The organism is Roseivirga sp. UBA1976 (genome assembly GCF_002336325.1).
Classification (GTDB): domain Bacteria; phylum Bacteroidota; class Bacteroidia; order Cytophagales; family Cyclobacteriaceae; genus Roseivirga; species Roseivirga thermotolerans.
Map to the genome: position 1 here is coordinate 1 of NZ_DDDQ01000173.1, position 13,406 is coordinate 13,406.

Consider the following 13,406-nt stretch of genomic DNA (forward strand, 5'->3'; position numbering starts at 1 on the left):
AGAGCCTAAATGAGATTGCGGATATTTTCCTTTGCGTATGTAAAGTTTTCAGAGGAAAATTCCGCAATGACGTCCTAAGGGGACATTTTACTACTTCCTTACATCGAACTCAGGTTTCTTAGCAATCCGGATTCAACGCCTATATTCGGGTATTCCGATAGAGCTGTCTTACCTGCCCCAGCACCTGATCGTAGATTCTGTCGATAAAAGCAGCAAATAATTCCTGAGGAGCAGGAGGCGGCACCTCCTTTAGCTTAGTCATTCGCAACTCCTCCTTGGTTAGTGCACGCTCATCTCCATTAAAAGAAGCCCACTCATACTGCCATATATCTTCGCCACCCAGCTTTCGCTGAATAAGCACCTGATTGCTGTATGCATCTCTGATTTCAAAATTCAGAATGCCGGTTGAAGCAAGGGTTTTACGATAAGTCGTAAAATTGGCCTTTACTGTGCCGTATACATCATGCGAAACACCATCCTTGTCTTTGTACTGGCCTACAATTACGCTGTCGCGCTTTAGTTCTTTAGTCTTAGATTCCACAAGAGTTTGGCCCAGCACAAAATCGTCAAACTCAAGACTAAGAATATGATCGGGACGAATGTCATAGGCTTCCATATCGCCATGCGAGAAAAACTGCACGAAACGATCGCGGCTAAACCCATCCAGAAACTCGAACATCCTATTGGCAAAGTATTCGTTGGTTAGCTCTAGGTTGCGCGAGTGAGTGGGAATAGGTTCAATTAAAACCTTTACCGTGCCCATATTTCGTGCTTCAGTGAGCAAGCTATCAATACCCTGAAGGTTGTTATTAAATCGCAGTGCCCTCTGAAAATGACCAAAAGCCTGGCGACCGGCTTCAATGGTATTGGCTTGCAGAGCCTGGTTGCCCATGTCTACCTGAACCTGGGCAGCCATAACCGCAGCCTCTTGTTGCTCAACCAAATACTCACTCGGATTAACTAAATCAAGACAAGCCGGGCATCGCTGAATGTCATTGTAATACCGATTCAAAAAAGTATACTCATTGTATATGCTCTCGAACCTCAAAGGATCGTTGCTTCTATTTAATTGCTGAATGCGCTTGAGATGAAACTGTGAAGCCATACGATAGCCATCCATCAATACATTCTGGGCTTTTTTGTTAGTCGGATTGGCCTGAAGTCGATTCACCGCCCGGTCAAGAGCAGTGGCATAATCGCCCTTGTCAAAGGCATTTTTTCCAGTAGCACAGCCCCAGATTATAAGGGAAAAAAGTGCTAAAAACAGCGGTTTGTAAAAAGTGTTCATATGCCCTAATGTTTGGTTTGGAATATGGGATGTCGAAAATAATGCCAATTCTATTGGCCTTCTTCATTGAGGCTAATGATTTTTTGTTTCATGAGTTCAAAAGTAGTTTGAGTGAGTTGATCCAAATCGGCCTCTGTAAGGCCTTCCACCGAAATTTCAGGCAAACAATAACAGTGTACTACTCCGGGCCTTAATAACAAACTGCCTCGTTTCATCAATCGGCCGGCATTATGAATTACTACAGGAATAATTGGTATCTGAGCTTCGATAGCCAATCGAAATGGACCATACCGAAAGGGCAGCAGGGGTTCATCGGTGTTGTTTCGTGTACCTTCAGGGGCTACTAATACCGAAGTTCCTCCACGCAACAGTTCTTTCAGTTTTGCGCTACTCACCTTTCGGCTTTCCGCACTAGACCTGTCCACCCAAATAGCCAGGCGGTTTACTACCAAGCCAAATACCGGAATTTTGGACAGCTCTTTTTTGCCCAGCGCCACTAAGGTGCTGGGTATGGCAATGGGTATGGCAGGGGCGTCTAAAAACGAGGTGTGGTTAATCACAAAAATGTAAGACTTCTTTCGGTCTACCACCTGTTTGTTATGTCCAATAAACCAAATGCCTGTGAGCAGGCTAAAGCAATACACCCAAAACCGAATAAAAAAATAGGTAATGGAGTCGAGCCTTCTGGAAATAAGTAAAGGCATAATTATGGGTATGGCCAGAATTAGCATGGGCACCACAAAGGCCACAGCGCACCAACCGGTATATAAGTATTGTATAAACTTCTTGATCAAACCCCTGTTGAATTAATCTTTCACTAAGTTAAGATTCAACCGGCACTACGCCAACTAAACTTTTACACTCCCAGAAACCAAAAAAAGCAAGATTTCACTTGCAAAAAATCGGATTTCGAATTAGTCATATATTGCAATTTTTTCTTCTACCAATCAAATCGATTTTTTACCCATCATATTTCATTTTTCACCCTATATGGATTCTAAAGCGGCATAATTCGGTTCCGGTTGTTGGTTAGGAATGTATTTAAACTAACCATAATGCTTAATTTTAAAATCAAAACTATCCTCATTTTTTTACTGCTGAGTAGCAGTTTAATGGGACAGAACCGTACGGTGGAGGGTACGGTTCTTGACGAGCTCGGTATGGGACTACCGGGGGTGAGTGTTTCAGTAAAAGGAACCACCCGTGGTATGATTACCGATGTCAACGGAAAGTTCTCTGTGAGCGTAAGTTCCGAGAACGATGTGCTCGTTTTTCGTTTTCTTGGTTACAAGACCATCGAAGAACTGGTAGGAAACAGGGCAACCATGAATGTCTCTATGGTGCCCGATGTAGTTGATGCAGGCGAAGTAGTGGTAGTGGCCTACGGTACTCAGGATACAAAGAGTATCACAGGCTCAGTAACCCAACTTACTGCAGAAAAAATTAAGGAAAGACCCGTAACCAGCCCTATTTCAGCTTTGGGTGGATCGGCTCCGGGTATTCAGGTTACAACATCTACCGGTCAGCCAGGCGATAACCCAGCCATCAGGCTTAGGGGTATTGGTTCGGTAAACGGTAGCAACGATCCGCTTTTTGTAGTGGACGGGGTACCATTTAGCGGCAACATTAACAGGATAAACCCTGACGATATTGAGTCTATCTCTACATTGAAAGATGCAGCCTCCACTTCATTATATGGTGCCAGAGCGGCCAACGGTGTGGTAATTATCACCACCAAAAAAGGAAGAAAAAATCAAGCTCCTTCTTTCTCTTTCTCTACCAAACAAGGGGTTTCAGCAAGAGGTATTCAGGAGTATGAGCGCATTAATCCGCTAGACTTTTACCAGGTATACTGGGAAGCTCTGAGAAACGACAAAATCACTCAGGGTCGTACAGAAGCTCAGGCAGCGCAAGAAGCCACCAATGAATTAATTGGCTTCCTTAATTACAACGCCACCAACGTGGCCAACAATGAAATCATAGGAACTGATGGTAGTATTAACCCTAATGCCAGAATCAGATACTCAGAAAATGACTTGGACTGGTTCGATCCAATTGAGCGTTTGGGTTATCGGCAAGAGTACAACTTCAGCGCTCAGGGAGCGTCAGAACGAGCTGACTACTATGCCTCTTTTGGTTATTTGAACGAAAAAGGGGTGTTTGAAAACTCTGACTTTGAACGCTATACCCTTAGAACTAATGTGAATGTAGATGTGCTGGACTGGCTGAGAGTTGGAATGAACAACTCTGGCGATGTGCGTATGCAAAATACGGTAACCAGTGGTGGTTCCGGGTTTGCCAACGCCTTCTATAACGCCCGTAGAATGGGGCCAATATTCCCTGTATATGCCATCGATGATCAGGGCAACTACATTATCGATCCAATGACCGGCTCTCGTGCTTTTGACCGTGGAGATGCTCGTTTTGGTATTCCAAGAAGACCGAACACTACTTCGGGCCGTCATGCACCAGAAGAAATGTTGCTTAACAACAACTACAATGAGAGCCTTTTCTTTAGAACAGTGGCCTTCGCAGAAATTAAGCCAATGGAAGACCTGAGTATTACACTAAACGGAAGTGTTGATATTGGTACGTTCAATGGCCAATTCTATGGCAACCCATTTGTAGGTGACTATATTCCTGTGGGTAGGGCTTCAAGAAGTGCCAACTTCGACATTACCTCAAACTTTAACCAATTGATCAACTACTCCTTCGACTTGAGTGGAAACCACAATTTCGATGTGTTGTTTGGTCATGAAAGCTACAGTGTGAAGAACAACGACTTCAACGCAGCCAAAACCGGCTACATTGTGCTAGATAACCCTGTGTTGGATAACTACACCACCATAGTATCGGCCAACTCTCAAATTGACCGCTACAAAACAGAAGGTTATTTCTCCAGAATAAACTACAACCACAATGAGCGTTACTATGCTTCAGTTTCTTTTAGAAGAGATGGTACCTCAAGATTCTCAAGAGATGCCCGTTGGGGTAACTTCTGGTCGGTAGGTGCCAGCTGGAGAATCACTCAGGAAGACTTCATGAATAGTGTGAGCTGGATTGACGAGTTGAAGCTGAGAGCTTCTTATGGTGAGACCGGTAACGACAACGTAGGCGGATTCTATCCTTCTCAAACGCTATACTCTTCAGGAAGAAACAACGCTGCCAACCCTGGCTTCTATAGCTATTCAGTAGGTAACACCGCTCTGGTTTGGGAGAAAAATACCTCTGCAGACGTAGCCATTGATTTTGAAATTCTGGGTAAAGTGAGAGGTACTATTGAGTACTTCAACCGCTATTCAGACAACCTGTTGTTCTCGGTACCAATTCCTCGTGAGTCTGGCTATACCTCTCAGAACAGAAACATAGGTAGAATGGTAAACAAAGGTCTTGAGTTCGATATTAATGTAGACATTATTAAATCTACCAGCGGTTTTGAGTGGAACTTCGGACTGAACGCGACCATGTTCAGCAACGAAATTACAAGACTACCTGAAGACTCTAGAGAAAACGGAATCATTACCGGTACCAAGAAGCTTCTGGAAGGACGCTCTATCTACGATTTCTGGTTGAGAGACTGGTATGGAGTAGATCCTGATACAGGTGAGCCACTTTACGTATACGATCCGGAGTCTGAAGAAGCACCAAACAACGTATTCAAAACAGTAGATGGTGTTCAGTTGACAAACAACCAAAACCATGCCTTGTATACCTACAATGGTTCTTCTATTCCTGATGTGTATGGTGCCTTCACCAACACTGTATCGTTCAAAAACTTTACGCTTTCTGTACTCTTCTCTTATAGTATTGGTGGTAAAATTTACGACTCTAACTACCAAAGCTTAATGAGTACTGACGATGCCAGTGCAGTACACAAAGACATAGCCAAACGTTGGAAACAGCCTGGCGATATTACTGACGTACCTAAGCTCTCCATCAACAACGATGTGAACATTATTGCTACTTCAGACCGCTGGTTGACCGATGCTTCTTACCTGAACCTGAGAAACATAAATCTGGGTTATCAATTCCAACGTTCTACTGTACAAAACCTTGGCCTCAATGGGCTTAGAATGTATGTATCGGCAGAAAACCTGTTCTGGCTAAGTGCAAGAAAAGGGATGAACCCTATGGAAACATTCAATGGTACTCAAAACGTGGGTCTGTACCCTCCATCGCGAGTTATCACACTGGGTGTTAACCTAAACTTCTAAAAATTAAGACAATGAAATACATTTCAAATATACTTTTGCTCTTGCTCGTATTAGCCGTGGGCTCATGCAGCGAGGACTTTCTGGACACCTTCCCAACAGACCAATTAGGCTCTGACCAGGTGCTTGGTACTATTGAAAACCAGAGAGCAGCACTCGAAGGTATTCACAGACACATGTACGGAGTAGGCGGTTCGCAAGATGAGAGAGCCGGATACGGTAACATGATGATCAATTACGATTTCTTAGGACACGATGTGGTAAACCCACAACGAGGTAGTGGTTGGTTCATCAACGTGCACAAGTGGATTGAGCATAGAGACAACTCCAGCTCTTTGGTAACCCACACCTATGACTACTTCTACTCTATGATTGCCAATGCCAACAACATCATCAATTCAATTGATGCCATTGAAGGCGATGAAAATGAGAAGAAGAACATCAAAGGTCAGGCATATTTTTACCGAGCCTTTGCCCACTTTAACATGGTGCAACTTTATGCTCCAAGATATCGACCCGGTGAAGCTAACAACCAATTAGGTATTGTTATTAACCTGGACGATTTGAACAACCTTGGCGAGCCTAAGGCAAGGTCTACCGTAGACGAAGTGTACGATCAGATTGAAAGCGACCTGAATGCCGCTCTTCAAAACCTGACATCGTCTACCGTAAGCCATACCGATAAGTCGCAAATCAGAGCCAACGTGGTTAATGGTGTTCTGGCCAGAGTAGCCCTTACTAAAGGCGAATGGGCAAATGCCATTACCTATGCTCGCGCAGCAAGACAGGGCTTTACGCTCACTCCTAATTCGGAGTTGACCCAGGGTTTCAATAACGATGGTGCCTCAGGATGGATCTGGGCCAGCCATGTGATTCCTGACCACGGTACTTTCTTCGCATCATTTTTTGCGTACATGTCTTACAACTACAGCTCTACACACATTCGAAACAACCCGAAGTGTATCAATGCCGATTTGTATGACCTGATTCCTTCTACCGATGTAAGAAAAGGCTTTTGGGCGGTTACTCCGGCCGAAAGAGCAGCCATCAATATTCCAAGCAATTTTGCCAAATATGCCTACATGAACACTAAGTTCGAGGCACTACCCAGCGGCACCATTGGCGATGGAGACGTAGTATTGATGCGTGTGGCCGAAATGATTCTTATTGAAGCTGAAGCAAACGCTCATTTGGGCAATGATGTGGCCGCAAGAACCGTGCTTTTCGAATTGGTTTCTGAAAGAGATCCTAATGCCGTACTAAGCACCAACTCCGGTCAGGCTTTATTGAATGAAATACTGGTTCAGCGTAGAATTGAGCTTTGGGGTGAAGGGTTTAACTTCCTTGATCTTAAACGCTTGAACCTACCTTTGAACAGACCTCAAAGAGGTAGCTTTAACCTAACCCACGCTGCTATTACCAACGTGGCTCCAGGTGGACCTGAGTGGCAATACTTGTTCCCAATTAGTGCGATTAACATTAACCCACTATTGCAGCAAAACCCATAAGAGGTTAGATGGTCTGAGTGCACCGAATTAATTCTTGGGCACTCAGCCTGTCTTCTTAAAATAAAACTGTCTCAAAGACATCCTTTTCACATTTCTGATCCGCAACCGAATGACGGCCTCCAGTTTTTAAGAACCGGGGTTTCTACAGGGGGAAGGACAAAGTGCAGGGAGTTTTTGAGACAGTTTTTTTATGGCCTGACACTGGCCATTGAAGCCCGCCTGTGTACAATTCTGACTAAATCAATCGAGGTTAATTTTAAGGAGTGTTGCCAGGTTCGGACCGTCATTCCTACTTATAATGCTCCGGCATAGGCATACCGTAGAATTTTATCGGAATATTTTTCGCAAATAGTTTTTTAAAGTCGTACGCCTCATTAGTTTTGACCCCGAATTTAATGAAACAGATGGTGGACGGTCATCCACGGCACCATCGTAAGAAATTGGATGAAACCTAACTCTTTGCTTGCAAAACCCTGACTTTGTCAGGGTTTTTTGCATTGCCCCCAAAAGTGTTCAAAAATAAGTACTGATGCCGGCCTAGTTCATGGCACAGTTATCCCTCCGGTTGGTATCTACCAAATGAAAAATCTTCCACCCCTCTTCTGTTTTGCAAAGCTTAAAAGCATTGACCCCGCAGTGAGAAAAAGTATCTCCCAAGTAAAACTTAAAGGGTGTCCAGACGGAGGCCATATCCCCATCGATCAATATCGGGCCAAACTCAATTCGTTCGTCCCACACCTTCTCGTGAGGGGTGCCAACGGCTACTAAAAACCGCTGAAAATCGCTATTGGAGACTACCGTCTTACCCTCCCTGTTTTTTGCCACGCGCTGAAAAATCACATCCTTCATCATTACCGAATGTACTTTGGCCGAATCGCCTTCGCGCATTCCGTCAAACATGGTCATAATAGTTTTTCTTATTTCAGCAGCATCGTCTTGAGCTTGTAGGGGAGCTGTCACACAGAATAGGACGGCAAAAAGGGCAAATACACATGTTCTGTTCATCTTATACATAACTGATTGTTTAGAAAGGGCCACAAAGAATTGAAATTACAACTTTCTGAGCTGCCCTAAAAAATTCTCTAACCAGCAAAGCTATGCGAAGATGAAAGGGAGTAGTCTTTGAAACTTGCTAATTATCCTCCCCTGCGCACACTACCCCCAGTATTACTACGAACGTCTGTTCTTGGACTACCGGTGTACCTGACAGACCCTCCCGTACCGGCACTAGCTCTCAACCGCCTTTCGGCATTGATTCGTACATCTGCACCTGTGTTGGCCCGGGCATAAGCACTGTTGCTGGTAAGATCATATGCATAAATAGTACCCCCGGTAGAGGCCGTAGCTTCCAGCTCGTCTGTAGTACCATCAATATCTATTCGGCCCGATGTAGTCGCTGAAAGATCTACTTCTTCGGCCTTTGCTACAAGGCGCACATAGCCCGATGTGGAGCTAGTGACGCTCAAACGGCTAACAGAAATTTCAGTTCTAAACTCAGCCTGAGCCCCGGTATTTACTTCTATTTCCTTAAGCTCCCCGGTATAGGTAAGGGTAGCCCTCACCTTGTTGCTTCGATGGTTTCCGCGTGAAAGATGCACATAAAGCTTACCTCCTCTTACCTCGGTAATTACATCTTCGATATCTATTCTCGAAACTTCAATACTAATTGAATTGTCATCCCCTTTTTGGGCCACAAGATCTATACCCTCAGAGACTCTAATTTCATTAAACGAGCTCAGTTTTCTGGTGTCATTTTCCTGGGCAACCAGCGTAAAAGCCATAGCCAGGCTCAAAAAAGTAATAATGGTTTTCATGTTTTTGGTTTTAGAAACTGTAGGTAGAGACTATGGCTGCGGCTCTTGGGTTGCATGCCCGCGGCATTTAAGGGAGCTTTAATAACACCATTTGTGAAAAAAGAGGTTCAAAACCAAAAATGGGCTTAAAAGCAAAAAGCCTCCAACAAAATGTTGAAGGCTTTTCTAAATCTCTCTCTTGTGAATAGGAAATGTGTGTTGGCTTTTGGCCAGTGGTATTAAGCGGCAAATGCCTGAAGGTTCGGAATAGTAATTACCCTTCTGGAGTATTTAATTACGCCTTCCTCTTTAAGTTCGTTGATGAGGGTTGTCACGGTCTGCCTCGAAGAGCTTATAATATTGGCAATTTCGCTATGCGTAAGATAGTTTTTTATCACCAGTCCTTCTTCTTCCGGTTTACCTTCTTTATTGGCCCACTCAAACAAGAAAGACTTCAGGCGCGCTTTTACATCTTTAAAAACCAGGTTGGTATAGCGGGTCTCAAGACCTTGCAGTTTTTCGGTCATTTTTCGGGCAAAAGCCAAGGCTAACACCGGATGCTTTTGCATGATGGTTTCAAACTCTTCCAGATGAAAAGAGCAAATTATCACTTCGCTCGAAAGAATCTCGGCAAACTCCTGTGTTTGCTTAAAATTATAGCTGGGTACTTCTCCAAAAAGCTCTCCTCCCAAGACAATAGACTTGATAAGCTCATTACCAAAACCATCGATTTCGCTAATTTTCACCTTTCCGTTAATCAGAAAATACAATCTTCTGGCCTGTTCGTTGGCGAAATAAATAGACTGGCCTTTCTTCATTCGCACAAATCGGGCAATTTCCGAAAGATCATTGATCTGTTCTTTGTTTAGGTCTGAAAACAAATCGAAGTTTTTCAGATACCAATACTTCATTTCCTTTTGCATAATCTAGAGGTTAATTAATAGTTGTAAAATGGCGATGCCAACAATGATGGCACCGAGTACTTTATTGTAGTTTCTCGTAAGTCTCATGTAAATAAATTCTCGTTTTCGGGAGGTAACTTCGGCCACCAATAGCTGCAACAGAAACGCCCCCAGAGCAGCCCCCACCACAAACCCTACCTGTACCACCACATGGGTCGATGTAATGAGTCCATAGCTCTTCAGGTTGGTAATTACCACCAGCCAGAAAGGGAAAAGCTGAGGGTTGAGCAGTCCAAAGGTGGCACCCACCAGCAGCTCGTTGCCTTTTGAGGTTTGAATTGAACTTTGTCCTTCTGGTGAATGGCTTTTCTGAAACCACAAATACACCCCAAAAACAAACAGCACAACCACTGTACAGTACTGCAATATTTCTTGCCACTGTTCAAACCTACCGAGCCAACCGGCTCCGGCAACCGCCAAGCCGCAATACAGCAGCTCAGGTAGGCTACCCCCAAAACCAAAACGTATGGCCGACTTTTTATCCTTGTGTAGTGCAGTGTGTAGGGTGCCAAAGTTTACTGGCCCCAACTGTACAGAGCCGGCAAAGCTTATAACTGTTGCCAACGCCAGACTACTGAGTACCTCCAAGAGCATTGCTCAACTTTTGATTAGACATAGCAACCTCTGCTACTCTTTTGCCACCAAAGTGTTTCCTCAGCAACCTTACAAGTTCCGGCAAAGGAGTGACTGGCTGACCCAACTGACGGTTTTCCTGACTCACCCTAAACATAACGCGCATATGCCGAGCTGTATCTCTGTAGGCTCTCCACAAGTTTAGTGAAGGGTCATATATATGACCTGGCTCGGAAGTAACACCATTCAACTCCAGTATACGAATCTGCTCGCCTTTCTGCAGGGCCTCAACAGAAGCAACTTTCAGGTCGAATCGACCAAAGCAGAAACCTTCAATTGAGGCGGAAATGCGATCAAAAACCTCCACCAACCGGGCATTAATGAGGTGCTGGGCACTTAGAAATTTTGTGCCTTTGCAATGATTTCCAATGGGCTCCAAAAGTATCTTCTCTCCTTCCGGAATAACTTCAGAAAGCCGGGAAAAAAACCGCAAGCTCAGGGTTTTCCATTGCAAGTGAGCACGTTCATTGGTCTTAATAAGCTCACTGAGCGTACTCTTTCCATTGCCTTGGACTGTCAGAAACTCTTTCCTGACAATGGAGGTGATGCCACTTTTTCCGCTAATGGGCAACCTATAATACAGTATACCCAACTCAAGAGGATAATCGATAAACTCCTGCACAATGAAAGGTTCACCGGCTTCTTTCAGGTATTGCTGCAGGGCCGAGTCGCTTTCAATCTTTACCACCTGGCTACCGCGTTCACCCACATCGGGCTTAGCTATAACCGGATAATTCAAACCTTCATCAATCAAGCGTTGCTCAACAACTGCCCAGCACTCACTCTGCTTACAGAAAATGGCCCTGGGAAGATACTTCTTATCTATTTTGGCCAGGATTTGCCGTTTCGACTCACCAAACACCCCACCATGTTCAATACCAGGATTGGCGGCCGTAAAGTAGGTGAACGACCTCGCTCTCAACGATAAATAGAGCCAATAGGGCACCAAGGGCAGAAAGAATATCCAATAGGGCCAATACTCATAGTAAAGTAGCCTTACCCAAAAAAGCGGAAGTTTGTTTCTCATTAATTGTAATGAAAGTTAAACATACTGATTTCATTTACGAAGCTTAAGCAACTTCCGGAAAAGAGTCTTACCAAACGATGTCGTTTTGCCGTCTGCAAAACCGTCATTCACTTGACAATCTACGTGCCAACCTGTATTTAACACACTTAATACGCTGATTTTCAGCAAATTGAAAAATAAAAAGGATTGATTTGTCTTTGACTTTTTCCTGATATATCAGGAATTACATGAAATATCAGGAATAAAATAGTCAAAAAAATTTCTAGCTTAATTGATATCTTGGCTGTGTTTTTGAAGAGAGAAGGTCTATAACATTTTTATACTCACGAAATATCAGGAAAACAATGAACAAATTTATTCTGGTCTGTTGCCTGTTAGGCACAGCATTTTTTAGCGTCTATGCTCAAGACGATTCGCGCCAATCGTCTCCGCAAATGGTCATAATCTATTTGGAGGATAAATCGGAAATTAATGGTGAACTCATTTCTGAAAATGATGCAAGTATCGTCATCCGTAGCGAAAGCCTGGGGTTGCTAACCTTTCAGAAAAACGAAATAAGGCGAATCATTCGGCTAGACCCGAAAGGAAGAATTCCAAACCCAAACCCTACCCGATATTTTATAGGACAATCGGCCTATACTCTACCTAAAGGCGAAGGTTACTACCAAAACATTTATGGTGTTTTTAACTTAGTGAGCTACGGTGTTACCGATAGGCTAAGCCTTACGGGTGGTCTTGAGTTAATCAGCACCTTTAGTGGTAATCCTCTGCTTTTTGCCAATGCCAAATACGGAGTTCCCGTGGCCCCTAAACTCAATGTAGCGGCCTCGGTAAGTTATCTTACCATTGCATCTTCAATAGCCGATGTGAGCCTTGGTACTATAAACGGCCTGGTGACTTACGGAACACACGAACATCAGCTTACCATAGGTACCGGTTATGCCTTTGCCCAGGGAGAAATTGACAATAGCGGAGTAATCACTGTTGCAGGAATTACACGCCTCACAGGTCGCCTGGCACTTATTACTGAGAATTACCTATTGCCGGGTGAGTCATCGGTAATCTCTGGCGGATTGCGTTACATTGCCAAAAAAGTGACCGTAGACCTCCTCTATTTTGAGGGTGGTTTTCCGGCCATCGATATTGTACTCAAATTGTAAAGGGCAACAGCTTCGGTAAAGGCTTTCGCATAGTACGGCAAGGGTTGCAGAAATCGCAATCCTTGCTTTTTTTGAAGTGGACAAGCAATTGATTTTCAGAACGATACGCTTAATCGAGCCCTCTTTTTATTCCAAGCTTCTTCATGCGGCTTTCAAGAGTAGTTGGCTTCATTCCCAAAATTTTGGCGGCCCCTTTTTCTCCACTCACACGCCAGGCCGTTTTTTGCAAAACTTCCAGAATGTACTTGCGCTCAAAAGCTTCCAACGTATCGAACTCTTCTTTGTGTGTGGCGTGGGCACGCTTAGGAATCCAATCGCCTAACTCCAATTGGTGGCCGGGAGAAAGAATTACAGCCCGCTCAATTACATTTTCCAACTCGCGAATGTTGCCGGGCCAATCGTAGGCCTGTAAGGCATTGAGGTAGCGCTTGGGTATTTTATTGATTCGTTTACCCAGTTTGCCGGCAAATTTATGGGTAAAGTATTTTACCAGGAGTGCAATATCTTCTTTCCGTTCACGAAGTGGGAGGCTATGTACCGGAAACACGTTGAGCCTGTAAAACAAATCGGCACGGAAGTGACCGTCCTCCACTTCCTTATCCAACTGTCGGTTGGTAGCCGCAATTACCCGCACGTCTACTTTTATGGTTTCAGTACTTCCCAACCGCTCAAACTCACCTTCTTGCAAGGCTCTAAGCAATTTAGATTGGAGCTCAAGCGGCAATTCTCCAATTTCATCCAAAAACAAGGTGCCTTCGTGAGCCAACTCAAAACGGCCAATTTTACGGTTAATAGCTCCCGTAAAAGCTCCTTTTTCATGACCA

At 44.1% G+C, this 13,406-nt stretch carries 11 protein-coding genes; 3 read left to right on the forward strand and 8 right to left on the reverse strand.

What is annotated here, in order from left to right; genetic code table 11:
* Positions 1 to 139: 139 nt before the first annotated feature.
* Both B3763_RS17895 and B3763_RS17900 read right to left on the reverse strand, forming a co-directional pair.
* Positions 140 to 1,288, reverse strand: a complete 1,149-nt coding sequence (locus B3763_RS17895; RefSeq protein ID WP_286748249.1) for a hypothetical protein — start codon at positions 1,286 to 1,288, stop codon at positions 140 to 142.
* Positions 1,289 to 1,338: 50 nt separating this feature from the next.
* Positions 1,339 to 2,082: a lysophospholipid acyltransferase family protein gene (locus B3763_RS17900; RefSeq protein WP_286748251.1), complete on the reverse strand. Its 744-nt coding sequence runs from the start codon at positions 2,080 to 2,082 to the stop codon at positions 1,339 to 1,341.
* A gap of 261 nt (positions 2,083 to 2,343) precedes the next feature.
* Here B3763_RS17900 and B3763_RS17905 point away from each other — a divergent pair, with 261 nt between their 5' ends.
* Together B3763_RS17905 and B3763_RS17910 are read left to right on the forward strand one after the other, a co-directional pair.
* Entirely contained in the window at positions 2,344 to 5,502 is a 3,159-nt protein-coding gene (locus B3763_RS17905) for a SusC/RagA family TonB-linked outer membrane protein (RefSeq protein WP_189629010.1), read from the forward strand.
* An 11-nt stretch (positions 5,503 to 5,513) separates the two neighbouring features.
* Positions 5,514 to 7,007: a RagB/SusD family nutrient uptake outer membrane protein gene (locus B3763_RS17910; RefSeq protein WP_286748253.1), complete on the forward strand. Its 1,494-nt coding sequence runs from the start codon at positions 5,514 to 5,516 to the stop codon at positions 7,005 to 7,007.
* Positions 7,008 to 7,544: 537 nt separating this feature from the next.
* Here B3763_RS17910 and B3763_RS17915 read toward each other — a convergent pair.
* From B3763_RS17915 to B3763_RS17935, 5 genes are all read right to left on the reverse strand, one after another.
* Positions 7,545 to 8,021: a nuclear transport factor 2 family protein gene (locus tag B3763_RS17915; protein ID WP_286748255.1), complete on the reverse strand. Its 477-nt coding sequence runs from the start codon at positions 8,019 to 8,021 to the stop codon at positions 7,545 to 7,547.
* A gap of 122 nt (positions 8,022 to 8,143) precedes the next feature.
* The gene (locus tag B3763_RS17920) at positions 8,144 to 8,821 is read right to left on the reverse strand and encodes a head GIN domain-containing protein (RefSeq protein WP_286748257.1); all 678 of its coding nucleotides are present in this window, start codon (positions 8,819 to 8,821) and stop codon (positions 8,144 to 8,146) included.
* A 218-nt stretch (positions 8,822 to 9,039) separates the two neighbouring features.
* Positions 9,040 to 9,723 carry a Crp/Fnr family transcriptional regulator gene (locus tag B3763_RS17925; RefSeq protein ID WP_189629007.1) on the reverse strand — a complete coding sequence of 228 codons (684 nt, stop codon included), beginning with the start codon at positions 9,721 to 9,723 and terminating at the stop codon, positions 9,040 to 9,042.
* 3 nt (positions 9,724 to 9,726) lie between these two features.
* The gene (locus B3763_RS17930) at positions 9,727 to 10,356 is read right to left on the reverse strand and encodes a LysE family translocator (protein ID WP_286748259.1); all 630 of its coding nucleotides are present in this window, start codon (positions 10,354 to 10,356) and stop codon (positions 9,727 to 9,729) included.
* Positions 10,334 to 11,422, reverse strand: a complete 1,089-nt coding sequence (locus tag B3763_RS17935; RefSeq protein WP_189629005.1) for a hypothetical protein — start codon at positions 11,420 to 11,422, stop codon at positions 10,334 to 10,336. Before B3763_RS17935 ends, B3763_RS17930 begins: the two co-directional genes overlap by 23 nt.
* A gap of 344 nt (positions 11,423 to 11,766) precedes the next feature.
* Here B3763_RS17935 and B3763_RS17940 point away from each other — a divergent pair, with 344 nt between their 5' ends.
* A complete protein-coding gene (locus B3763_RS17940; protein WP_189629004.1) occupies positions 11,767 to 12,582 on the forward strand; it encodes a hypothetical protein in 816 nt (271 codons plus the stop codon).
* Between the two features lie 109 nt (positions 12,583 to 12,691).
* Here the strand turns inward: B3763_RS17940 and B3763_RS17945 are convergent.
* Positions 12,692 to 13,406, reverse strand: a 715-nt coding sequence (locus B3763_RS17945; RefSeq protein ID WP_286748261.1) for a sigma 54-interacting transcriptional regulator, incomplete at its 5' end; no start/stop codon positions are given.

Excerpts from the sequence above, each read along its gene's own strand:
- B3763_RS17895 (WP_286748249.1), bottom strand. The coding sequence starts at position 1,288 with ATGAACACTTTTTACAAACCGCTGTTTTTAGCACTTTTTTCCCTTATA.
- B3763_RS17905 (WP_189629010.1), top strand. The coding sequence starts at position 2,344 with ATGCTTAATTTTAAAATCAAAACTATCCTCATTTTTTTACTGCTGAGT.
- B3763_RS17910 (WP_286748253.1), top strand. The coding sequence starts at position 5,514 with ATGAAATACATTTCAAATATACTTTTGCTCTTGCTCGTATTAGCCGTG.
- B3763_RS17915 (WP_286748255.1), bottom strand. The coding sequence starts at position 8,021 with ATGTATAAGATGAACAGAACATGTGTATTTGCCCTTTTTGCCGTCCTA.
- B3763_RS17920 (WP_286748257.1), bottom strand. The coding sequence starts at position 8,821 with ATGAAAACCATTATTACTTTTTTGAGCCTGGCTATGGCTTTTACGCTG.
- B3763_RS17925 (WP_189629007.1), bottom strand. The coding sequence starts at position 9,723 with ATGCAAAAGGAAATGAAGTATTGGTATCTGAAAAACTTCGATTTGTTT.
- B3763_RS17930 (WP_286748259.1), bottom strand. The coding sequence starts at position 10,356 with ATGCTCTTGGAGGTACTCAGTAGTCTGGCGTTGGCAACAGTTATAAGC.
- B3763_RS17935 (WP_189629005.1), bottom strand. The coding sequence starts at position 11,422 with ATGAGAAACAAACTTCCGCTTTTTTGGGTAAGGCTACTTTACTATGAG.
- B3763_RS17940 (WP_189629004.1), top strand. The coding sequence starts at position 11,767 with ATGAACAAATTTATTCTGGTCTGTTGCCTGTTAGGCACAGCATTTTTT.